This window comes from Dendrosporobacter sp. 1207_IL3150 (genome assembly GCF_036763085.1).
GTDB lineage: Bacteria > Bacillota > Negativicutes > DSM-1736 > Dendrosporobacteraceae > JBAIYU01.
Window position 1 is genome coordinate 15,257 of the sequence record NZ_JBAIYU010000014.1, and the last position, 23,138, is coordinate 38,394.

At 37.8% G+C, this 23,138-nt stretch carries 19 protein-coding genes; all 19 read left to right on the forward strand.

Annotated elements, in window-relative coordinates:
- The first annotated feature begins 12 nt into the window (after nucleotides 1-12).
- The 19 genes from V6C17_RS08245 (at nucleotide 13) to aspS (ending at nucleotide 23,137) form a co-directional block, all read left to right on the forward strand.
- Nucleotides 13-606, forward strand: coding sequence for a 5-formyltetrahydrofolate cyclo-ligase (locus V6C17_RS08245; RefSeq protein WP_333522096.1), 594 nt, complete (start codon nucleotides 13-15; stop codon nucleotides 604-606).
- A gap of 136 nt (nucleotides 607-742) precedes the next feature.
- On the forward strand, nucleotides 743-1,447 hold the full coding sequence (locus V6C17_RS08250) for a PP2C family protein-serine/threonine phosphatase (protein ID WP_333522097.1): 705 nt from the start codon (nucleotides 743-745) through the stop codon (nucleotides 1,445-1,447).
- 13 nt (nucleotides 1,448-1,460) lie between these two features.
- Nucleotides 1,461-1,799, forward strand: coding sequence for a hypothetical protein (locus V6C17_RS08255; RefSeq protein WP_333522098.1), 339 nt, complete (start codon nucleotides 1,461-1,463; stop codon nucleotides 1,797-1,799).
- Nucleotide 1,800: 1 nt separating this feature from the next.
- Nucleotides 1,801-2,466 (forward strand): phosphohydrolase, encoded by a 666-nt coding sequence (locus V6C17_RS08260; RefSeq protein WP_333522099.1) that lies wholly within the window; start codon nucleotides 1,801-1,803, stop codon nucleotides 2,464-2,466.
- A gap of 95 nt (nucleotides 2,467-2,561) precedes the next feature.
- Complete coding sequence (secD, locus tag V6C17_RS08265) at nucleotides 2,562-3,782, forward strand: protein translocase subunit SecD (RefSeq protein WP_333522100.1); 1,221 nt, start codon at nucleotides 2,562-2,564, stop codon at nucleotides 3,780-3,782.
- Complete coding sequence (secF, locus tag V6C17_RS08270) at nucleotides 3,779-4,678, forward strand: protein translocase subunit SecF (protein ID WP_333522101.1); 900 nt, start codon at nucleotides 3,779-3,781, stop codon at nucleotides 4,676-4,678. Before secD ends, secF begins: the two co-directional genes overlap by 4 nt.
- Nucleotides 4,679-4,780: 102 nt before the next feature.
- Complete coding sequence (locus tag V6C17_RS08275; RefSeq protein ID WP_333522102.1) at nucleotides 4,781-5,803, forward strand: hypothetical protein; 1,023 nt, start codon at nucleotides 4,781-4,783, stop codon at nucleotides 5,801-5,803.
- A 35-nt stretch (nucleotides 5,804-5,838) separates the two neighbouring features.
- Nucleotides 5,839-6,306 (forward strand): DUF456 family protein, encoded by a 468-nt coding sequence (locus tag V6C17_RS08280; protein WP_333522103.1) that lies wholly within the window; start codon nucleotides 5,839-5,841, stop codon nucleotides 6,304-6,306.
- 196 nt (nucleotides 6,307-6,502) lie between these two features.
- Entirely contained in the window at nucleotides 6,503-7,999 is a 1,497-nt protein-coding gene (locus V6C17_RS08285) for a magnesium chelatase (RefSeq protein WP_333522104.1), read from the forward strand.
- The gene (locus V6C17_RS08290) at nucleotides 8,000-9,775 is read left to right on the forward strand and encodes a vWA domain-containing protein (RefSeq protein ID WP_333522105.1); all 1,776 of its coding nucleotides are present in this window, start codon (nucleotides 8,000-8,002) and stop codon (nucleotides 9,773-9,775) included.
- Between the two features lie 174 nt (nucleotides 9,776-9,949).
- Entirely contained in the window at nucleotides 9,950-13,516 is a 3,567-nt protein-coding gene (gene recJ / locus V6C17_RS08295) for a single-stranded-DNA-specific exonuclease RecJ (protein ID WP_333522106.1), read from the forward strand.
- A 1-nt stretch (nucleotide 13,517) separates the two neighbouring features.
- Nucleotides 13,518-14,030 carry an adenine phosphoribosyltransferase gene (locus V6C17_RS08300; protein WP_333522107.1) on the forward strand — a complete coding sequence of 171 codons (513 nt, stop codon included), beginning with the start codon at nucleotides 13,518-13,520 and terminating at the stop codon, nucleotides 14,028-14,030.
- Nucleotides 14,031-14,177: 147 nt separating this feature from the next.
- The gene (locus tag V6C17_RS08305) at nucleotides 14,178-16,385 is read left to right on the forward strand and encodes a RelA/SpoT family protein (RefSeq protein ID WP_333522108.1); all 2,208 of its coding nucleotides are present in this window, start codon (nucleotides 14,178-14,180) and stop codon (nucleotides 16,383-16,385) included.
- Between the two features lie 40 nt (nucleotides 16,386-16,425).
- On the forward strand, nucleotides 16,426-17,043 hold the full coding sequence (locus V6C17_RS08310) for an MBL fold metallo-hydrolase (RefSeq protein ID WP_333522109.1): 618 nt from the start codon (nucleotides 16,426-16,428) through the stop codon (nucleotides 17,041-17,043).
- Between the two features lie 21 nt (nucleotides 17,044-17,064).
- Nucleotides 17,065-18,108, forward strand: coding sequence for an AI-2E family transporter (locus tag V6C17_RS08315; RefSeq protein ID WP_333522110.1), 1,044 nt, complete (start codon nucleotides 17,065-17,067; stop codon nucleotides 18,106-18,108).
- A gap of 6 nt (nucleotides 18,109-18,114) precedes the next feature.
- Nucleotides 18,115-18,564, forward strand: coding sequence for a Fur family transcriptional regulator (locus tag V6C17_RS08320; RefSeq protein ID WP_333522111.1), 450 nt, complete (start codon nucleotides 18,115-18,117; stop codon nucleotides 18,562-18,564).
- Entirely contained in the window at nucleotides 18,536-20,059 is a 1,524-nt protein-coding gene (gene hemZ, locus V6C17_RS08325) for a coproporphyrinogen dehydrogenase HemZ (protein WP_333522112.1), read from the forward strand. The genes V6C17_RS08320 and hemZ overlap by 29 nt, the downstream gene beginning before the upstream one ends.
- A 19-nt stretch (nucleotides 20,060-20,078) precedes the next feature.
- Nucleotides 20,079-21,344 carry a histidine--tRNA ligase gene (gene hisS / locus V6C17_RS08330; protein ID WP_333522113.1) on the forward strand — a complete coding sequence of 422 codons (1,266 nt, stop codon included), beginning with the start codon at nucleotides 20,079-20,081 and terminating at the stop codon, nucleotides 21,342-21,344.
- 2 nt (nucleotides 21,345-21,346) lie between these two features.
- Nucleotides 21,347-23,137, forward strand: coding sequence for an aspartate--tRNA ligase (aspS, locus tag V6C17_RS08335; protein WP_333522114.1), 1,791 nt, complete (start codon nucleotides 21,347-21,349; stop codon nucleotides 23,135-23,137).
- Nucleotide 23,138: the final 1 nt, after the last annotated feature.

Below are 23,138 nucleotides of genomic sequence, written 5' to 3' on the forward strand. Positions count from 1 at the left end.
GAGGATATTCTGATGCGTTCTGTGAGCGAAGAGAAAAGAAAACTTCGAAAAATTATACTAGCCAGTCGGCGCAGCTTAGAAAGTAATGTCCTTGCAGATGAAAGTCTCAGCATTTCGGAGCATATAACTAGCTGGTCAAATTACCTGAAGTCTAATATAGTTATGGCTTTTGCTCCTATGGCTGATGAACCGCAGACTATCTCAATAATTAAACATGCGCTAGCATCTAATAAAACAGTTTGCTTACCATATGTCGGAGAAAAGCATGGGATTATGAGCGCCGCATTGATTAATGACTTATCGGAACTCGTGGTTGGGCAATATGGTATATTAACCCCAGATATATCTAAAACTTCATTTCTTAATCCAAGTGATATTGACTTGATTATTACTCCAGGTGTTGCTTTTGATTTTCAAGGAAAAAGGCTTGGTATGGGTGCTGGCTTTTATGATCGTTTTTTGCCTCGAGCAAACAACGCAGTACTTATTGGACTTGCTTTGTCATGTCAGATTGTTGCAGATATTCCTTGCGAAAAACATGATTTTTTAGTTGACTATCTAGCAACAAAAGATGGCATAATAAATTGTAGAACAAGCAAAATGTAGCTTCGGCAGCATTTTGCTTGTTTTATCCTGAGATATATTGGACTTTTATAAGACTTAGGATACTTATCGCCTGTAATTGTTCAAGTTTTACTATATATGACTTGGCTATTCTAAGTTTCAAAATAGGAGTATAAAAGTGGAGATAAAGATTGGAATTGCAAAAACAAATAAATATGCTGTTTCCTTTTGCGGTGATAGTGCAGAGGTAGCTGAAAGGCCGCAAGGAGGGATTACTGTAATTTTAGCTGATGGACAGGGCAGCGGAAAAGCAGCTAAAAATACCAGTAGTTTAGTAGTTAACAAAGCTGCCGCATTGATTGCCGATGGGGCAAGAGACGGTGCTGTTGCCCGAGCAGTTCATGACTATCTTTACGCTGTAAAAGATGGCAAAGTATCTTCTACACTTACTTTAATAAGTGCAGACTTAGATACAAATACTATAGTGATTAGCAGAAATTCTAACTGTCCGGTAATTATTAAAGATGAATATTGTATAAATATATACGATGAAGATGTCAGTTCAATTGGTGTACATAAAAGAATGAAGCCGGTTATGTATCAATTTCCGCTAGAAGTGGGAATGATTTTAGTGTCATATTCAGATGGGATACAGTCGGCTGGACGTAAAAAGGGGAAGTCTATTAATTTTGAAAAAGTTCTCGAAATTATCGAAGACAATAATGCCGAAGATGTTTCATTTATTGCCGACAGCATTTTAGAATATGCCCTTGAGATAGACGAGTATCGACCGGGTGACGATATGACGGTGGTCGTGATGGGAATATGTGATACCGATTATACTCATAAAATAAGGCGGATGAATGTATCTTTTCCGTGTTAAAGGTGGGGTAAACATGCTGGTAGCTGTTGTTGGTGTATGTGCGTCAGGAAAAACTACTTTAGTAAGAAAATTGCAGGAATTGGGTGTTGAGGCATATAACGTAGCTCAGGAACATTCCGGTATTAAGAAACTATGGAAGAAAAAGCAACCTGATGTACTAGTAATGCTTGACGCATCATTACCTGCTATACGAAAACGGCGTGATGTAACTTGGGGAGAGGATCGATTGACTGTCCAAAGGGAACGTCTAGTCGATGCTAAACAGAATGCAGATTTATTCATTCAAACAGATTCTCTTACAAAGGATGATGTTGTTCAGACTGTGTTAAGCTATATAGAGAGGAGTAATTGATATGGCACAAATTACAGTAAAAGACATCAAAGCTGATCACGAAGTAACAGTATACCTAACGCGCAGCACGGAATATCTCAGCCGGTTAGGTTTTACGGAACACGGACAACGTCATGCAAGTATTGTTTCTGCCAGAGCGTATAAGGTATTAGAGGAACTTGGGTACGATCAGCGTGAATGTGAGCTGGCAGCTATTTCGGGTTATATGCACGATATTGCTAATATGGTTAACAGATATAATCATGGCGGCACTGGTGCTGTAATGGCTTATCATATCCTTTCACGGCTAGGCATGGTGCCAGAAGAGATCGCCCTAGTAATTTCCGCAATTGGCAATCATGAGGAAGAGCGGGGCAATGCTATCAATCATGTAGCCTCAGCGTTAATACTCGCCGACAAATCTGATGTATATAGGTCAAGGGTAACAACTACCGATTTTGCGAAATTTGAAATTCATGATAGGGTTAATTATGCAGCAGAAAATAGTTCGCTTACTGTGAATCGGGAGTTAAAGACCATTACTCTTGCTGTTACAATAGATACAAAAATATGCCCAGTAATGGAGTATTTTGAAATATTTTTAGCTAGAATGGTTATGTGCCGCAGAGCAGCTGAGTACTTAGAATGTCGATTTTGCTTAATAATAAATAATAATCAGTTGCTCTAGTATTTTGGCTTTCGTTGACATTGTCATAACATTCCAGCTATAATTAAAATCGAATTGTAATTAATAGTAATTTAGTAAGATTGGGGGAGAAATACTTGAGATGGGGGAATTTTACCAAGTTTTTGGTAATAGTATTGGCAATCGTCGGTGTGTTTGGCTATTATATTTCACCCCTAGCGGGATCGATAAAACAAGGTCTTGATTTGCAGGGTGGAACACATATAGTGCTTGAGGCTGTGGATACGCCTGAAGCTAAAGTTGATGAGGACGCTGTTCAAAGAGTTGTTAAAATTATTGAACGACGTGTAAATGAACTGGGGCTTACTGAACCAATTATTCAGCGTCAGGGAGATAGAAGAATAATTGTTGAATTACCAGGTGTAAAGGATCCAGAAAAGGCTATTGAGATATTAGGAAAAACGGCACTCTTGGAATTTCAGGATGAAAGTGGTAAGACTGTCATGACTGGTTCGGACTTAAAAGATGCCAGAGCTCAGATTGACCAAGGTAATCGTAATCTTGTGTCGATAGAGTTTTCTGAAGAAGGTGCAAAAAAGTTTGCCGATCTAACTGCAAAAAATATTGGGAAACATATTGCTATTCTTTTGGACAAACAAGTACTGACAGCGCCAGTTGTTGAGGAAGCCATTCCTAGCGGAAAAGCTGTTATTACTGGTAACAGAACTATTGAAGAAGCGCAGCGTTTAGCTATACTTCTGCGTTCAGGTTCGTTGCCTGTCAAGGTTGATATTATGGAAACACGGACTGTCGGACCATCCCTTGGTCAAGACTCTAAGCAAAAGAGTATTAATGCCTTCGCAATTGGTATAGGCGGAATTGTACTATTTATGCTGCTTTATTATAGACTTTCCGGATTTGTCGCAAACATCAGCTTATTGCTCTACGTACTGCTGCTATTAACAGCTTTGAAAATGCTGAATGCTACTTTGACTTTACCAGGTATTGCTGGCATTATCTTATCAATGGGAATGGCAGTTGATGCTAATGTTTTGATTTTCGAGCGTTTTAAAGAGGAATTTAGATCAGGGAAAACACTTCGGGCGGCTATGGACTCAGGGTTTAATAGAGCTTTTAAAACCATTTTGGATTCAAATATTACGACCTTAATTGCTGCCGGTGTGTTATTTTACTTAGGTACTGGACCTATTAAAGGTTTTGCTATTACCCTTGGACTGGGTATTATAATAAGTATGTTTACTGCAATCACTGTTACTAAATGGTTGCTGAGAACGCTTATGTATGCTAAGGCGTTTAAAAGCGGCAAATTGTTTGGGGCGCAGGGGGGAAATCTATGAAATTCGACTTTGTAGGTAGACGTAAATGGTGGTTTTTACTTTCTGCGCTTCTTATAATTCCTGGCCTAATTTCTATAGCTATGCAGGGCTTTAATTTGGGAATTGATTTTACTGGTGGAACGCTTTTAGATTTAAAATTTTCTCGTCCGGTTACTGTAACTGAAGTACGCGCGGTATTAAAAGAGCACCAGTTAGAAAACAGTACTATTCAGCTGGCCTCAACAGAGCAAGCTGAAGCAGCACCTAATGTGTTTGTTCGCACGAATGTCTTGGATGAGCAGCAGCGGCGTACTGTCATGGCTGATTTGCAGAAGAAACTAGGTGATTTCGAAGTTCTGCGTGTTGAAAAAGTAGGTGCAGTTATTGGTTCTGAATTGACTAAGCAGGCCGTGCTGGCATTAATAGCCTCATGGGTTTTAATGATTGCCTATATTACATATCGTTTTGAATTTAAATTCGCTATTGCAGGTATTCTGGCTCTTGTCCATGATATTCTATTAGTACTAGGGGTCTTTTCAATGCTACATAAAGAGGTAGATGCATCTTTTGTGGCTGCGCTTCTAACTATAGTGGGTTTCTCGATAAATGATACAATCGTTATCTTTGATAGGATAAGGGAAAACCTAAAAACCTATCGTAAGAGCGAGGGCCTTGGTGAACTGGTCAACAAAAGTATAATTCAGACAATGACCCGATCTATCTATACAACTCTTACCGTAATATTTGCTACCGCATCACTATACTTCTTTGGCGGTGAAACTACGAAAAACTTTTCATTAGCACTTTTGATCGGATTTACAGCTGGAGCATACTCATCAATATTTAATGCCAGCCAATTATGGGTAGTATTTAAAGAATACTCCGAAGGAAAAAGAATGCCAAAACCGGCAAAATAAATAAAAAATGAGACTTAGCATTAATTGCTAAGTCTCATTTTTTATTTATTTCAATCACCAAAACTCGTAATTGTTAATATCATGTTAACACAGAGAGGGCAGGTGAAGAATGTGTGGATTTTTCTACCATGCTTTTATTTAGCAATAGCTCACATAGCTGGAGACAATGTTGCAGTAGTGCCTGATATGGCGGTGAATCTAGGACAAGAGATTTATGTTATTACTATTCTGTCATATTTAGTTTTTGGGTCAATCATTGCTGGTGTCTCTGCTTGGATTGGTGTAAAAAGCCGACATGAATTAGTCGTTGTCGTTAGAAAGCTTTTCGGAAGTAGAGGGAAAAAAATATCGGCATTAGTAATATTAGCAATTTGCATACCAGCAAGTGTATTGACAGGTGGACTATATTCAGGATGGATAACGAATAGTTTATTTAATATACCACTAAGTTTTGCAATTCCTATGTGTATAATTTTCTTTTCGTTGCTAGCAACCGGCTCAGCACACGAGTTACTAAAATTATCGAACTATATTTCGCTTTTGATCGTTCCAGCTATCTTAGTGATATTCTTTTATCATGGTTTTAGTGTTCCAGATGTCAAGTGGAATAGCGGGGAAATAAATTGGCTGCTAGTTTCGGCTTTAGTGGGGTACAATGCAGGTGGCATGCGCTCTGCGCTAATTGTTGAAACTGCTGCATATTTAGCTAAAAGAGGTTGTAAAACAATCTACTTAATTATCTTAGCAAAAATCATCGAAGGAACGTTTACTCTTGGACTTGTTCATTTGATTGTACTGGCGGGAATAAGCGGGCCACTCGCAGTTAGCAATTTAGTGAGCAAAATGTCTGGACCAATTGGATTATACTTTTTTAACTTTATTTTGTTATGTACTTTTATAAGTGCTATGGTCCCTGCAATGACCGTAAATGCTAGGCAGGTACAAATTCTGACTGGCCTATCTCTAAAATGCTCTTTATTTATTTCGGCTGTATTAGTATATTTAGGAAGCTTATTAAGTTTTGCAGCTATTATTGATATTATGGGTTACGCTGGAATTTTAACTATATTATTTATCCTCTATACTGCATATGCCTTACATAAATATGGGCTAAATCACTCATAATGATAATAAAGATATTGCAAGAAGAGGATAAAATTGTGTTATTAAAACTTGCAGTTATATTAATAATGGTTATCGGTCTTTACAGTACATTATTTCCGCGTATTCCAGGCACGGTAATAATTCTTTTTGGGTCAATCTTATACGGCTTTGCAACTGATTTTATGACGTATCAGACATGGATCTTATATGTCTTAATTTCGCTTGTACTTATAGCAGAAGTTGGAGGACGTAGTCTCAGGAAATACCTGACACAGCATGAACGTGTTACTAGATCGTTCAGTACAGATACTACTGCAGGAAATCTTGGGGGGTTAATAGTTAGTGATGCTATCTTGGGACCGGTTGCCGGAACAATTCTTTGGGAACTAATAGTTGGCAAAAACTTGCTTCCAAGGTGGACAACGGTAGCTCGAGTACTAAAAAGGTTAGCTTTAGTTGCTTTTATTAGGTTTACTTGCGCTAATATAATTATCTTTCTAACTATCAGATATATTTTTATTTGAAGTAAAGCGCATATATTTTAGTTGAAGGCCCATGTACATGATATGTAGGTGCGACATTGCTATGGGGTTAAGGTTAATTTCAAAGAGTATTTAACTTTTACTTATGGGCAAAATATAGTCAAGCCATCTCCACATTAAATATTGTGAGAGGCTTATTTGATTACTAAAGTAATATTTATAATCAGGAGGGGTTTCGTTGAAATCTTACTATCAACTAGTTCGACATGACGGTAACCAAGAACTGTTTCGCACTGTAGAAATGTCGATTATCGCATTAGCAAGCGGACACCCCTTTCATATACATGCTGAAGGTTTGCGAGGGACTGGAAAAACAACTATTATGCGTGCAGTAAAAGAAATATTGCCGCCGATTGTTAGGATAAAGAACTGCATCTATAATTGTCACCCAGCTAATCCCCACTGCCCTGAGCATCGTGAGCTATTGCCAGATAAAATAGCAGCAATTGGGACAGAGATAGTACCTTGCCCTTTTATGGAAATATCACATTCAGCGAAAATCGGCACGGTAGTCGGCAGTATTGATTTAGGTAAATTAACCGACAGAGTACAGCCAACTGCAGCCTTGCTGCCTGGTACTATTCCACAAGCTCATCGGGGAATTATATTTGTAGATGAGATAAATAGACTGGCCGACACTTCACCAGAGTTAGCAGATGTTTTACTTGATGTAATGGGTACAAAACCAGGACGGATACAAGTCGAAGAAACAGGTATTCCTAAGGTTGAGCTGCCGATAAACGTAGCTGTTTGGGCTGCTTCAAATCCAGATGAAGATCCTGGACCGTTGGTCCAAGTTCGAAAACAGCTTTCTGATAGATTCGACCTAGGTGTAAGTATGGGAAGACCAAGTGCCTATAGTGATATTATGGCTATATTGGAAAGACGCAGTAAGCAGATTCATATAGCAAATAAACACATTGAAATACCTGGTAGTATCAATACAGTAAGCATGGATGAAAGAATTAAAGGCGCACTGGCGAGTATTTACGTTGATTATGGTATCGAAAGTTTAAGAGCAATTGAAGGTATGGAAACGGCGTCAGGGCTAGTTGCCTTGATGGAGGGGCGTAAACTTGCTCAGATGAGTGATTTAATAAAGGTTGTACCATTAGTCTTAGGGCATCGTACAGATAAAGCTAATATAGCTAATATATTAAGGTATCTTGAGAGCCTTAATTTTCAGCCAGTTAAATCAAGCATGATATCAGTTGATAATAGTTTAGTAAAAGAGTTAAGCGAAGGTAATGAGGAAAGTCAATCCAAACAGACTTCCTATTTAAAACAATTACTAATCGATCTATATAATAAACTTAGGTTTAAATTAAAAAATCGTAGTTCGCCGCAAGAGCAAAGACAAGACCCAAAAAGTAAAAACCAGAATTCTAATGCGAATAAATCACAAGGAAAAAGTGCTAGCGGAAACAACAAGAATGCTAATAACGAGGCAAATAATAACAATAATAGCGCTAGCGGCAAAGGCGGAGAAAAAAATAATGGAAACAACAATAGCTCGCAAAACTCACAGTTAGGGCAAAGTAATTTTAACAAACAGCAAGATGCGCATAAAGTTATGACCTCAAATGATGCGGCAATTGTTGCTCCGCCACACTGCGCAATTCCTTTAATTAACCATTCATTGGATAATTTTGTGGCTAGTGAGGATAAAAAGTAAATGGCGGCATTTAACTGGGATCAAAATGATGTGCAATTTTTAGCAAATATGGCCTTGCCAGTTCGAAATTTAAAAAGTATATTAACAAAAAGCAAAGGAGCAAGAATTGGGCAAAGTACAGTGATTAGCCAGAAGGTGCATACTTTTAACCCTTTAACTCCTCAAATAATAAACATTCTACAGGACGTGGACGCTGGTCAGGCGTTTTATCAACGTAGTGATACGGACCGCGTTTATCATTTAGATATTTTTCATGAACGTGCTCTGGTTGATCACAATATTGTTGCAGCCTCTCTAAAAAAAGCGGTTGACTCGTACAATTTTCAGTTTTCGTTGAATAATATAGTTTTTGCGGAAACTGGCAGTGATGGGATAAATGCAGATTTTATTGATATTCAAACTGGTACTGGGGGAGGACGCGTTACTGGGTCTTTAAACTACGGCAAAAAACTTTCAATAAGGCGAGCTCACGAAAACCATGTGCATATGACTGTGATGATGCCTTCCCGCCATTTGGCATTTGTATTTTATGCAGTACTAGCCGTAGAAAATGCAATTTTAGCCCTTGGTTTTGAGTTAAGATGCAATGAGCGCATCGTTAATGTAAAGGGAAAAGAAAAAGAAAATGAAAAACCGGACTTGTCAGCCTACGCAGATCAAAATGATTCGTTCATGCAGCAAAAGAGTTCTGATACTGAAATGTCACAGGCAGTAAAGCAGCATAAAATCCTAAAAGATTCGTTAGAGTTGACTAACGATTTTGATACAATTGAAGAAGTTCAGGAATTTCTAGATAAGGTTAATAGCGGTACTAGTAAAAATCAACTATTACAAAATCTAGAACAGAATGGTAACAGCCAGCATACCCTTGAACGCCTTGTAGGTATGGGGATTGTAGATATCGAGAAAAAAACTATAAAACTAACTAACTATGGCATAGAATTACAAAAATATCTACTTCGAAATACTGTTGAGATTGAAGCGCATTTACGCAAAGCCTTGCGTGTTATTAAGCCAATAGGAATTCAAACAGGAAAAAGCAAAATAATGAATCAAACGTTCCACTGGAGAACTGGATGCGAGACTGAGCAGGTTGCTGAAAGGAATCATTGCAAAGGTGAGTTGGATATTGCTGAAACGGTATGCGCTGCTGCAAAGAGAATGATCTTAGAGAATAGCCAATTATTTAGGATAGAGTGCAATGATTTCAGGTATTTACTAAAAGAGAAAGCCGCAAAATCTGAAATATGTCTAATAATAGATTCTAGTGCAAGTATGGCTGGTCAAAGGATAAGAGCCGCGAAATTTTTAGTTAGGCATCTATTATTGACATCACCTGATCGAATTGGGGTAGTTTTATTTCAGGAAAATCGTGCAAGAGTTTTGGTGCCGTTAACACGAGACTACAGTGAAGTTGAACTTGGTTTACGGGAAATTAAACCTTTAGGTGCTACACCTTTAGCTTTAGGGATAAAGACATGCTTGGAATACCTTAATAATACTAAAACGTATAACCCCTTAATAATACTAATAACCGATGGTATACCTACAATGGCTGACAGTTCGAGGGATCCAGTAGCAGATGCACTTTTTGCTGCAAAGGACATAAAAAATTATGGCTACGGATTCACATGTATTGGATTAAAACCGCATCATAACTATCTCACGCAACTAGCAGAATGCGCAGGTGGCAGTGCATATATCTTGGAAGAGCTAGAAAAAGAAATCATGGTCAAAGCCGTATGGGATCAATGTATAAAAAGACAGCAAAATTAGAGAGATATTAGTTCACTTGAGATTAAGAACTAATATCTCTTTAATTTTGGTAATATAAAAGGATAATTGTATACTTTCCAAGAATAATACATGATTGTGTAATAATTTACAGTTATTTAACTTTATCCGATAAATTTGATATGTAGTCTTTTTTTATTATGATATGGAGGTTTTATGGCCAAACTACATAAGTTATGGCGGTTTTTCCCTAACAAGCCAGAATTAAAAAAACAGCTTTGTAAATCGATAAATATTTCACAAGATATAGCTCAGCTTCTAATTAATCGCGGGATAGTCGAGGAACAAGCTGCCTACCAATTTATATATGGTGATCTCGCTAACATTGCTGATCCATTCTTGTTAAAAGACATGGATAAAGCTGTTGAGCGCATCGTTAGGGCGATTACACATTGTGAGAAGATTGTCGTATATGGAGACTATGATGTTGATGGAATTACAGCTACCGCGTTAATGGTTAAAGTTTTAAGTTTACTTGGTGCGAATGCGGACTATTATATACCTGATCGTCAAAGTGAAGGATATGGCTTAAATATTGAGGCATTAGAGCAACTAGTTCACAGCAAGACACAGCTTATGATTACGGTGGACTGTGGAATAAGTGCTGTGGACGAGATCAAGTCGGTTAATAATCAGTTAGACATAATAGTTACAGACCATCATCAGCCGCCACAAGTTTTACCTGAAGCATTAGCGATAATTAATCCTAAAAGATTAGATTGTTCCTACCCCGAAAAAAACTTGGCGGGGGTAGGAGTAGCATTTAAATTGTGTCAAGCTATTTGGCAAACAATAAAAAAGACTGATATGACAGAATTTCTCGATATTGTTGCTTTCGGTACAATTGCAGATATAGTACCATTAGTCGGCGAAAACCGGATATTGGTTAAAGAAGGTCTAAAACAATTATCAAATACCGATAACATTGGTCTTAGGGCGCTTATTAATACTTGTGGCCTAACAAGTGATAAACTTGATTCTGGGAAAATTGGTTATGTCCTTGCACCACGGTTAAATGCTGCTGGGAGATTAGGACGAGCGGCTATTGGGGTAGAATTATTACTAACAACTGATATAGTTAGAGCCGAAGAACTAGCAGAAACACTCAACCATGAAAATTCACAACGCCAAGCAGTAGAAAAGGAAATTCTCAGTAAAGTTGAAGAACAGCTAAGTAAAGTTGACTTGGAATCATCAAAAGTGCTAGTCTTGGCTGGCGAGAACTGGCATGTTGGCGTTATTGGAATAGTAGCATCTCGAATTGTTGATCGATATTATCGTCCGACGGTTATAATTAGTTTGAAAGACGGTATGGGTAAAGCTTCTTGCCGAAGCATCCCTGGTTTTGATATTTACAATGCTTTAAATCAATGTAGTGACTTGTTAATACAGTATGGTGGTCATCGTCAGGCTGCAGGTTTAAGTGTTACCTCTGACAAAATCGAAGCTCTTAGAGAGAGACTAAGCAAAATTGCTGAGGAAGTTCTGACTGCTGAGGATTTCCTGCCAGTATTAAATATAGATTGCATGGTAGGGCTTGAAGAAGTTAATATGTCCTTTTTAGAACAAATTGCTTGTCTTGAACCTTTTGGAATGGGAAATCCTAGTCCGGTTTTTGCCTGCAAAGATGTTACATTAGCGGATATCCGTTCAATTGGGCAAGATGGACGACATTTGAAGTTTAGAGTGCGACGCAAAAATTACTGCGGGGATGGTATTGCCTGGGAAATGGGAAAGCTTACTGAACAATTCCCAATTAATAGCCATATCGACATAGCTTTTCAGCCAGAAATTAATAATTGGAACGGTATTTGCAATGTTCAACTTCGTGCGCATGATATACGTCAAAACACAGATGACTTAACTGAAATTGATAAACTCTTTATTACAGATCATTCTCCTTCGAAATACACCAATATTTTAGATAAAGAAAGTTTCTTTACCAAAATCGTCGGCGTTACCTTTAATGACAGACAAGTGGTAATTGCAAAACTAACAGTAGGCCAGCAGCTAAGTTTGAAGCGTGACCCATTAAACACCTATGATACCAATGCAATTATAGTAAAAACAGTTGATGGTGAGGAAGTTGGCTTCTTAAGATCTGAATTATCGCGTGAACTTGCTGGAAAGCTAGATTCTGGCTTGAGTTATAATTGTATAGTAACTGATATTACTGGGATTCAAAATAGTATTTTGGGTGTTAATGTTCGAATATATAAGCCTTGCGTACAGAAAAATAATTGTAGCATAAACGATAAGTCAGTTGGTATAGATGATATACGAAAGGCTTTACTAGGAGATAGGAACTACCATGATAGTCAAAAAATAGTATTAAATCATTTAGCAGCAAGTAAAAATACTCTAGCTATTATGGGAACAGGGCGCGGTAAATCTGCCATTTTTCAGACTCATGCAGCGGACATTGCTATTAGAGAGAAAAAAATGACAATAATAATTTATCCGCTTCGAGCCCTTGTTAATGATCAGTATTTAAGCTTGACACGTGTTATGTGTAAATTAGGTATAAGAGTTTTTAAGGGTAATGGAACACTTACAACTGAGGAACGTGCGATGCTTTTTGAGGCTCTCAATAGCGAAAATGTAGATGTATTGCTTACGACACCTGAATTCATTCAAGCAAATATCGGCTATATAGAGTCGCAAATCAATAGAATTGGCTTTTTTGTTGTTGATGAATGTCATCACATTAGTCATAGCTCGAAACAAAGGCCGGTATATCAAAGACTTGGCCAAATTATGGCAAAATTAGGGAATCCGTTAGTTCTTGGAGTAACTGCAACTGCGGATGATGAAACCGTAAATACAATCAAAAATGTTTTAGACATAAAACAGGTAATAATAGATAAAACAATACGACATAATCTCGTTTTATCTGATGCAAGAAACACGACCGATAAGCTTAGATATATTATTAATATAATAAAGAGACAGGAGAAGACGCTAATTTTTGTTAATAGCCGTAAAACGGCCTTTGAGCTTGCTAATCAGATAAGAGAATATCTGCCAGAATCAGCGCAACAAATTGGCTTTTATCATGCAGGATTAAATAATGAATGGCGTGTAAAAGTTGAAAATTGGTTTAGAGATGGAACTTTAAATGTTGTTGTTGCTACCAGTGCATTCGGTGAAGGAATTGATTTGTCAGATATACGTCATTTAATTAAGTATCACATGGCTTTCAATTTAACGACCTTCAATCAGCAGTGCGGTCGAGCAGGGCGTGACGGTGAAACAAGTACCATTCACTTACTGTTTGGTAATGACGATATAAAATTGAATGATTTAATTCTGAAAGATACTGTGCCCGAAAGAGAAACAATTGGCAGAATATATTTAATACTTAAAGAGTTGCATAAAGAAAAGCAGAAAATAGATATTTCTAATTCTCAAATTTCTGAAATAGTTTCGCGAAAATATAAAGATTCTATTAGTGAACGCGGAATTGGTGCTGCACTGAAAATACTAGAAGAATTAAATCTAGTGTGGCGGGAAACGTCCGGTAGCAGACGGGAGATCTTTTTGTGCCCTGTTCCTAGTCAAAAGCTTGATATTGAACAATCAACTACATATTATGAAGGAATACTTGAAAAAACAGAGTTTTCTTTATTTGCAAACAGGATAATGAAGTTGGCGCCTGATGAAATTTTATCCTGTATCAATAAGCCCTTATATCCTAGAGAGTTTTTAGAGGAGGTCGAATGACTTGGATTTTAAAGAAAAAATTCGGGTAATACCTGATTTTCCTGAAAAAGGTATTCGTTTTAAAGACATTACAACTTTACTAAAAGACGGAATAGCCTTTCAACATGCTATTGAAGAAATAGCAATGCCTTTTAAGGATGTCAAGGTCGATTTAGTAGTTGGGCCAGAAGCAAGGGGATTTGTTGTGGGAGCTCCTGTTGCTTATGCCCTTAAGGCTGGCTTTATCCCAATTAGAAAACCTGGAAAACTTCCTGGTGATACAATAAACTATCAATACTCTTTAGAATATGGAAAAGATATTCTAGAGATACATAAAGATGCGATATTACCTGGGCAGAGAGTATTAATAGCAGATGATCTTTTAGCTACAGGGGGAACAACTAAAGCTGCTGTGCATATGGTCGAACAATTAGGCGGTATTGTAGTAGGTTTAGCATTTATGATTGAACTTTCATATCTAGAAGGCAGAAGATCTCTTGATAAATATAATATATTCTCACTTATCAAATATTAGTTTGTCCCTTAATAGGATAACTTTTAGACTGATTTTGCTTTGAATAGCGGTAGACATCAATAAACTTGGTTAAGCTTAGAAGTAGTTAAACTTCACCTAAGCTGGTATCACGGTATAAATGCAATTTAATGGGGTTGAGTAGCGCAGATGGGTAGCGAGACGACGGCATCAATTATAAAAAAGATAATATCACAGGTTCAGTCATACCAGCCAGACGCGCCAGTTGACTTAATTATAAAAGCTTATGAATTCGCATTTAATGCACACCACGGACAATTGCGAGTATCAGGAGAAGAATATATAATTCATCCGTTAGGCGTTGCTCAGATTTTAGCGGATCTACAAATTGACGCTGTTACTATTAGCGCGTCACTGTTGCACGATGTGGCTGAAGACACAAAGTATTCACTTGTAGAAATAGAAAAACACTTTAGTAAAGAGATTGCTTTACTAGTTGACGGAGTAACTAAGCTAAGCAGAATCGAATATAAGTCTAAAGAAGAACAACAATTAGAAAACTATCGCAAAATGTTTTTAGCTATGGCTAAAGATATTAGAGTTGTGTTAATAAAATTGGCCGACCGGCTTCATAATATGAGAACTCTTAAGCATATGCCAGAGATTAAACAGCGCAAAATTGCTCAAGAGACGCTTGAAATATTCGCGCCTTTAGCACATCGATTAGGTATTTCTAATATTAAGTGGGAATTAGAGGATTTAGCATTACGGTATCTAGAACCAGAAGAATACTATCAATTAGTTGAAAAAGTAAAACAAAAGCGTAAGGAAAGAGAACAATTAATTAACGAGTCGACAAAAATTCTAACCGAACGCTTATCAGCAGTTGGTATTCAAGCAGACATTCAGGGAAGGCCAAAGCATTTTTATAGTATTTATAAAAAAATGCAAAAAGGTAATAAGGATTTAAGCGAGATATATGACCTGTCGGCAATAAGAATTCTTGTTGATACAGTTAAAGACTGCTATGGAGCTTTGGGAATAGTCCATACATTGTGGAAACCTATACCAGGAAGATTTAAAGACTATATTGCTATGCCAAAGTCAAATATGTACCAATCGTTACATACAACAGTAATAGGTACTCAGGGACAGCCGCTTGAGATCCAGATAAGAACATGGACCATGCATCATGTGTCCGAATATGGTATCGCTGCCCATTGGCGTTATAAAGAAGGCGGTAAAGGCGCAGATAAAGAATTCGATCAGAAACTTTCGTGGCTTAGGCAATTACTCGAATGGCAGCAGGAATTAAGGGACCCGCGTGAGTTTATGGAAGCTTTAAAGCTAGATGTTTTTGCTGATGAAGTATTCGTTTTTACTCCCAAAGGTGATGTTATTGATTTGCCTGCAGGTTCTATACCGTTAGATTTTGCTTATCGAATTCACACTGATGTTGGACACCGGTGTGTTGGCGCAAAAATTAATGGTAAAATAGTACCGCTGGAATATAAGCTAGTTAATGGAGATATAGTAGAAATCATCACAAGTAAAAACAATAACGGTCCGAGTCGTGATTGGCTTAATATTGTAGGATCTTCGGAGACAAGAAATAAGATTAGGCAATGGTTTAAAAAAGAAAAGCGAGAAGAAAACGTTGCTAAAGGCAGGGAATTAATCGAGAAGGAAAGCAAAAAACTCGGTTATGATTGGAAAGAACTCACCAAAGGTGATAGATTAATAGAGGTTGCAAAAAAGTTAAATATTTTAAATGAAGATGACTTACTGGCTGCCTTAGGCTTTGGTGGTGTCACTATACACGGAGTTATGACAAAGCTGATTGAGCTTCATAAAAAAGAAGTTCGCAGTACTACTCCGCCCAATATATCTCAGATTCTAGCTGGTCTTAAACCGAAAAATACTAAGCGTAAATCTAGCTATGGCATACTGGTTGAAGGTGAATCAGGACTAATGGTTAGATTAGCACGCTGCTGCAACCCTATACCTGGTGATGTAATTGTTGGTTACATTACTAGAGGGAGAGGTGTTTCGGTACATCGCGCTGATTGTCCTAATATTCTTAATCAGCCGGAAGAATATGAAAGAATGATTGAAGTTAATTGGGATATTAATACTGGTAATGTATATAAAGTAACAATAGAGATTTCTTGTGTTGATCGACCAGGAATTTTATCAGAGCTAATGATGATACCATCTGAAACCAAAACTAATATTAGTTCTATAAACGCCAGAACCCATAAAAACAAAACTGCTACAATCACAATGATTTTGGATATTGGAAATTTACCTCAACTCGAAAACATCATGACAAAATTACGTCGGGTTAGGGATGTTTACAGCGTTTATCGCTCTATACCGAACATGGGAACATCATGAAATAACTGGGTAGCCTAGACGATTATAATGGAGGATATGTATGAAGATTACTAAATTTGAAGTTGGACATCTTGGAACGAATTGCTATATAGTTACATGTTTGGAAACCAAAAATACTGCGATTATTGATCCAGGGGGGAATGCTGAAGAGATAATTGCCTATTTAAATGGTGAGCAGCTAAAAGTAATTTGTATAGTTAATACGCATGGACACGCTGACCATATTGCCGCCAATAACAAATTAAAAGAGGCAACTGGTGCAGACGTGATGATTCACCAGGATGATGCTGAAATGTTGACAAGTTCAAATCGTAATTTATCTGCATACATAGGATCAAGTTTAGTATTAAAGCCAGCCGACCGTATTTTAAAGGATGGTGATTTAATTAACGTTGGAAAAATCGAGCTTAAGGTAATTCATACCCCGGGGCATACGCTTGGTGGAATTTGTCTGTATACTGATGGTGTGCTGTTTAGCGGTGATACTTTATTTGCTGAATCGGTTGGGAGAACTGATTTTCCTGGTGGATCAATGGGTAAACTAATCAGTAGTATAAAAAACAAATTATTAGTTCTGCCAGATGAGACAAAAGTTTTGCCTGGTCATGGACCGGAAACGTCGATAGGATGGGAGCGTTCTAATAATCCGTTTATTTAACGCTAACAGCGGGGGGATAATATGATTAGATCCATTGAGGTTTGGCTGAAAATTATTATTGTTTTGAGCGGAATATATATATTAAGTAAAGCAACCCCCATTTACTTACCAATTATTGTATCAATAATTTTAGCCTTTATATTAAACCCAATGGTTGATACTTTGAGTCAGTGGCAAGTTAAGCTGTTAAATAGAAAACTAGGACGAGGTATTGCTATACTAATAGCGTTTACTGTTACTTCGTTAGTCATTGCAATTACCGTAACCTTCATCGTAGTTCCGTTTATTCATGAGTTTGATAACTTAGTAAAAAACTTCCCTGGTATATTAAAGCGTTTGCAAAGGTTAACTATTGTTATTCAAGAAAGAGTCGAAACAATAGCAATAGCGAAGCAGCTGCCTAATGTGTTTGAGCAGCTGACGTCTAGTGTTACTACTTTTTCGATAGATTTAGTCAGGAAAATCATTAACTCTATCCTAAACTTTGCTACTGGTATAGTTGAGATGGTTATTGTGCCAGTATTAACTTACTATTTTTTAAAAGACTGGAAATATATAAAAGAGAGTACTGTTAACCTTTTTTCACAAAGAAGCCGGAAAAAGATTAATTCCGTTATTGAAGAAATGGGAAGCGTTATAAGCGGATATATTCGCGGTCAATTCTTAGTGTGTGTTGTGATTGGTGTACTAGTATTCTGTGGAATGTATAGTTTTGGCGTCGAGTATCCATTAGTTTTAGGGTTATTAGCAGCATTGACTGAATCTATCCCGATAGTGGGCTCGATTATAGGGGCTGTACCAGCCGTTTTGCTTGCCTACACAGTTGAGCCGGCTCTGGCATTAAAGGTAATAGTTTACTATATAGTAATAAATCAGATTGAGAACCAGATCTTTGTTCCTAAAATTATGGGTAGTGTTATTGATCTCCATCCAATAGCCATTATTATAAGTCTTCTAATTGGCGGGCAATTATTTGGGATTATAGGCATGATTATGGCGGTGCCGACGGCGGCGTTATTAAAAGTGGTTTTAAAGCATTTATGGATTACTGAGGAAGATAGGTGATATATTATGCCAATAAATATGAGCGATTTAAAACAAAGATTTCAAGAGAGACAATATAAGCTTACGCCGCAGCGACAAATAGTACTGCAGGCTTTCGTTGACCATCCTGAAAAACACTTGAGTGCAGAAGATGTTCACAATATTCTTCGTCAGCAATCTTCTGAAATTGGTTTGGCTACCGTTTATCGTACACTTGAGCTTTTAAGTGATATGGATGTACTGCAAAAGATGGACTTTGGTGATGGACGCAGTCGTTACGAAATAAATGAGGAAAACTCCGAACATCACCATCATCATCTCATTTGTTTAAGCTGTGGAAAGGTCAAAGAGTTCGAAGATGATCTTTTAGAAACTCTTGAAAATGTTATTGCGCGAAAAAGTAATTTTAAAATTGTCGATCACCAAGTAAAGTTCTACGGATATTGTGATGAATGTCAGAATAAATGTGCAGATTAAAAGGTTTTATTTAAGTGAAGAAGATAAAATAATAAATAATTCTGTTAATAAAATAATGGAATTATTTAATATAAAACCTGCCGAGAAGTCTATTGATTCTGTTCAAAATCTTCCCGAAGATAGTGTTTTAGTCGAAAATATCATAAAGATAACCACGGAAGTTAAAGTAGTAACAACTCTTTTCTTTAAAAATGTCGAAAACGGTGTTAGCAGTTTTAGCAGAGAGAACTCTGCAAAACTTAGTTCTGATAATTCGGCAGTAATTAGTAGGCTAGTCAAGCTAAATATTCTTAATGCTATGAAAAGCCTAACGAACTATAATCCTAGCTCTTGGGGTATTTTGCGGGGTATACGGCCAACAAAAGTAGTTCACCGCATGATGGATGCCGGACTTGATTGTGAAGAAACAGTTAACTCCTTGAAGACGGATTATGGCATAGAACGTAGCAAAGCCGAGCTTATTACCGATATTGCTTTAAGGCAGCGCCCTTTCCTGCTGCCCTCTGACCAGGCTAAAAATACAGTCAGCGTTTATGTAGGTATCCCATTTTGCCCCACAAAGTGTTTATATTGTTCTTTTCCTTCATATATTTTGCCCGGTCCGGAGAAAGCAACCTGGTTCCTAGGGGCATTAGCCAAAGAGATTAAGGCGATCCAATATATAATCAAAAAACTCAATTTGAAAGTTCAAACAGTTTATGTAGGTGGGGGAACTCCAACTAGTTTAAATAGTAGTCAGTTTGAGGAAATGCTAACTTATGTTAAAAATGCATTAATTTCTTCGGAAGTTTGCGAATTTACAGTTGAAGCAGGTAGGCCTGATAGTTTAGATGACGATAAAATTGCTGTAATGCGCAGACTTGGGGTAACAAGAGTAAGCGTTAACCCTCAAACAATGCAGGAAAAAACTTTAAAACTTATTGGACGAATGCATACTGCACGCGATATAATAAATTTATTCGAAAAAATTAGGCAGGCTGGAATTCCAATCATTAATATGGATGTTATAGTCGGACTGCCTGGTGAAAACCAAAGTATGATTGCAGATACTATGCGAAAAATATCTGAGTTGCAGCCTGATAATTTAACGATACATACATTAGCAATCAAAAGAGGCTCGCTATTGAAGACTAATATTATGGAGCATGAACTGCCTAATGAGGAAGTAACGCAGGAGATGCTTTCGATAGCAACTGATTTTGCTTTTAAAATGAAGATGGTGCCGTATTATTTGTATCGTCAAAAATATATGAGCGGTAATTTGGAAAACGTCGGGTATTCGAGACCAGGCGCGGAGTGTTTATATAACATTCAAATTATGGAAGAGCGCCAGACTATATTGGGTATTGGACCAGCAGCAACTACGAAAATTGTAAATACCAATGATTGGTCGTTAGAAAGCTTTTTTAATGCAAAAGATTTGACAACATACGTTAGCAAACTTGATGACTGTATAAATACAAGATTTAAGTTGTTAGAAAGGGCGTTTGTTTAATAAGGAGGAGTTTTTCTTTATGTTAAGCACAGGTCCTCGTGGGACCAAAGATATTCTGCCAGATGTCAGTGGTTATTGGCAGTACGTTGAGAACGAGGCACGCAATATATGCTCTCTATATGGATACAGAGAGATAAGAACCCCTGTATTTGAACATACTGAACTGTTTCTGCGGGGTATTGGCGAGACTACAGATATTGTTGAAAAAGAAATGTATACTTTTAAGGACCGCGGTGAGCGTAGCATAACATTACGCCCAGAAAACACTGCGGCCGTAGTGAGAGCTTATTTAGAACATAAGTTGTATGCAGACACACCTCCGGCCAAACTTTTTTACATAGGGCCAATGTTTCGCTATGACCGTCCACAGGCAGGACGTTATCGCCAGTTCCATCAATTCGGAATAGAAGCTATAGGTTCAAAAGGACCAGCTATTGATGCCGAAATTATATTACTTGCAACTCAGTTCTTAAAAAAGCTAGGTCTAGATGATTTGGTTTTGCAGATAAACTCTGTTGGCTGTCCTGAATGCCGGCCTAAATATCGTGTTGTGCTTCAGGATTTCTTACGTGATAAGCTTACTAATTTTTGTAAGGACTGCCAGTCGCGTTTTGATCGCAATCCTATGAGGATACTAGATTGCAAAAATGAGAAATGCGGGGCATTATCACAAGGCGCACCACAGATGTCTGACTGTCTGTGTGAAGAGTGCGATACTCATTTCAATCATTTAAAAGAATTGCTAACTGCCGCAAACATTGATTTTACAATAAATCCAAGGTTAGTTCGCGGGCTTGATTACTACACAAAAACTGCATTTGAAATACAATACGCTCCACTTGGTGCGCAAAGTGCAGTATGCGGCGGCGGAAGATATGACGGGCTTATTTCAGAATGTGGTGGTCAGCCAACACCCGCAATTGGATTTGCTATTGGTATGGAGCGGGTATTGTTAGCGTTAGAAAAACAACAGTTACTGCCAAGTATTGGCCATCATATGAATGTTTTTGTAATGCCGATTGGTACACAGGCTCAAGCTCTGGCTTTTAAATTACTATGTAATATTAGACAAGCTGGACATACTGCAGATATGGACTTTATGGAGCGCAGTCTTAAAGCTCAAATGAAACTTGCCAATAAATATTCGGCGAAATTCGCCGTAATTATTGGCGATGATGAGGTTGCAACAGGTAAAGTATTACTTAAAGATATGAAGACCGGTGAGCAGCAGCATATAATGGTAGAAGAATTATTGAACAAGTTGGATGCCGAGGTGGAGGAGTAATTATGGATACATTATTAGGACTAGAGAGAACACATTCATGCGGAGAATTGACAACTCAGCATGCAGATAAAGAAGTTGTTTTATGCGGCTGGGTTTCACGCCGTCGCGATCATGGTGGTTTAATATTCGTTGATTTGAGAGATCGTTCCGGATTAGTACAAGTAGTGTTTTCTTCTGAAATGGATAAAAACGCTTTTGTTAAAGCAGAATCACTTCGGACCGAATTTGTTATTGCTATCAGGGGAACAGTTAAATTAAGACATGCTGAAACTGTTAATACCAATATGCCGACAGGACATATTGAAGTATATTGTGCCGAGCTTAGAATACTTAATAAAGCTAAGACCCCACCGTTTTATATTCAAGATAATATTGATGTTGACGAAACATTACGATTAAAATACAGATATCTAGACTTACGCAGGCCAGAAATGCAAAATAATCTAATGCTAAGGCATCGTGTTACTAAAATAATGCGCGATTTCTTCGACCGAAATGGTTTTATTGAAGTTGAGACTCCGATGCTTACAAAAAGCACACCTGAAGGTGCTAGAGATTATCTTGTACCTAGCCGTGTAAATCCTGGCAAGTTTTTCGCTTTGCCGCAATCCCCGCAAATTTTCAAACAAATATTAATGGTATCTGGATTAGAGCGTTATTTCCAAATCGTTCGATGCTTCCGCGATGAAGATTTACGCGCAGACCGGCAGCCAGAGTTCACTCAGCTTGATATTGAAATGTCATTTATTGACCGTGAAGAGATTCTCAGCATGATGGAAGATATGACTGTTGAAATGTTCAAGAAATCCATTGGTGCTAATATCACGAGCCCGTTCATGCGCTTGAGTTATGCCGAAGCAATGGACAAGTACGGCTCTGATAAGCCAGATCTTCGCTTTGATATGCAGCTTGTAAATATATCTGATGCCGTTAAAGGTTCTGATTTTAAAGTATTTGAATCTGTTCTTCAAGCAGGCGGTCAGGTAAAAGCTATAAATGTTAAAGGTTATGCCAACATTGCACGCCGCGAATTGGACAGCTTGGTTGATTACGTTTCTATCTATGGTGCAAAAGGATTAGCTTGGATATGCTATACAGCTGAAGGAATAAAATCTCCAATCACTAAGTTCTTCTCGGAAGAAATTGTCAAGCAAATTACTGATACGACTAAAGCTGAGACAGGCGATTTGATACTAATCATAGCTGATAAACCGTCTGTTGTGGCCCAAGCGTTGGGGCAACTTCGTCTAGAAATGGCAAAACGTTTAAACTTAATAGATCCTGACAAGTTATCATTCTTATGGGTCGTAGATTTCCCAATGTTCGAATATGATGAAGACAACAAACGTTGGACAGCTATGCATCATCCGTTCACATCGCCGAGAGATGAAGATGTTCAGTATTTAGAAAGTGACCCTGGACGAATCAAGGCTAAAGCTTATGATATGGTACTTAACGGTACTGAGATTGGCGGGGGCAGTATTAGAATATACAATCGCGAACTGCAGGAAAGAGTATTCCAAGCAATAGGCATGTCTAATGAAGAGGCTAAAGCTAAATTTGGTTTCTTGCTAGACGCATTTGAGTATGGAACACCTCCGCATGGCGGAATTGCCTTCGGTCTAGATCGCTTAATTATGCTTATGGCTAAACGCAATTCAATTCGAGATGTAATAGCTTTCCCTAAAACTCAAAGTGCTACAGATATTATGACTCAGGCCCCATCTGAAGTGGCGGTTGAGCAGCTAAAAGAATTGCATATAAGACCAACTGCAGCAGTCAAGAAATCGTAGA

What these genes read in the sequence shown, in the direction of transcription:
- V6C17_RS08245 (WP_333522096.1), top strand. Translation starts at nt 13, where the DNA reads ATGCGTTCTGTGAGCGAAGAGAAAAGAAAACTTCGAAAAATTATACTA.
- V6C17_RS08255 (WP_333522098.1), top strand. Translation starts at nt 1,461, where the DNA reads ATGCTGGTAGCTGTTGTTGGTGTATGTGCGTCAGGAAAAACTACTTTA.
- V6C17_RS08260 (WP_333522099.1), top strand. Translation starts at nt 1,801, where the DNA reads ATGGCACAAATTACAGTAAAAGACATCAAAGCTGATCACGAAGTAACA.
- secF (WP_333522101.1), top strand. Translation starts at nt 3,779, where the DNA reads ATGAAATTCGACTTTGTAGGTAGACGTAAATGGTGGTTTTTACTTTCT.
- V6C17_RS08290 (WP_333522105.1), top strand. Translation starts at nt 8,000, where the DNA reads ATGGCGGCATTTAACTGGGATCAAAATGATGTGCAATTTTTAGCAAAT.
- recJ (WP_333522106.1), top strand. Translation starts at nt 9,950, where the DNA reads ATGGCCAAACTACATAAGTTATGGCGGTTTTTCCCTAACAAGCCAGAA.
- V6C17_RS08305 (WP_333522108.1), top strand. Translation starts at nt 14,178, where the DNA reads ATGGGTAGCGAGACGACGGCATCAATTATAAAAAAGATAATATCACAG.
- V6C17_RS08310 (WP_333522109.1), top strand. Translation starts at nt 16,426, where the DNA reads ATGAAGATTACTAAATTTGAAGTTGGACATCTTGGAACGAATTGCTAT.
- V6C17_RS08315 (WP_333522110.1), top strand. Translation starts at nt 17,065, where the DNA reads ATGATTAGATCCATTGAGGTTTGGCTGAAAATTATTATTGTTTTGAGC.
- V6C17_RS08320 (WP_333522111.1), top strand. Translation starts at nt 18,115, where the DNA reads ATGCCAATAAATATGAGCGATTTAAAACAAAGATTTCAAGAGAGACAA.
- hemZ (WP_333522112.1), top strand. Translation starts at nt 18,536, where the DNA reads ATGAATGTCAGAATAAATGTGCAGATTAAAAGGTTTTATTTAAGTGAA.
- hisS (WP_333522113.1), top strand. Translation starts at nt 20,079, where the DNA reads ATGTTAAGCACAGGTCCTCGTGGGACCAAAGATATTCTGCCAGATGTC.
- aspS (WP_333522114.1), top strand. Translation starts at nt 21,347, where the DNA reads ATGGATACATTATTAGGACTAGAGAGAACACATTCATGCGGAGAATTG.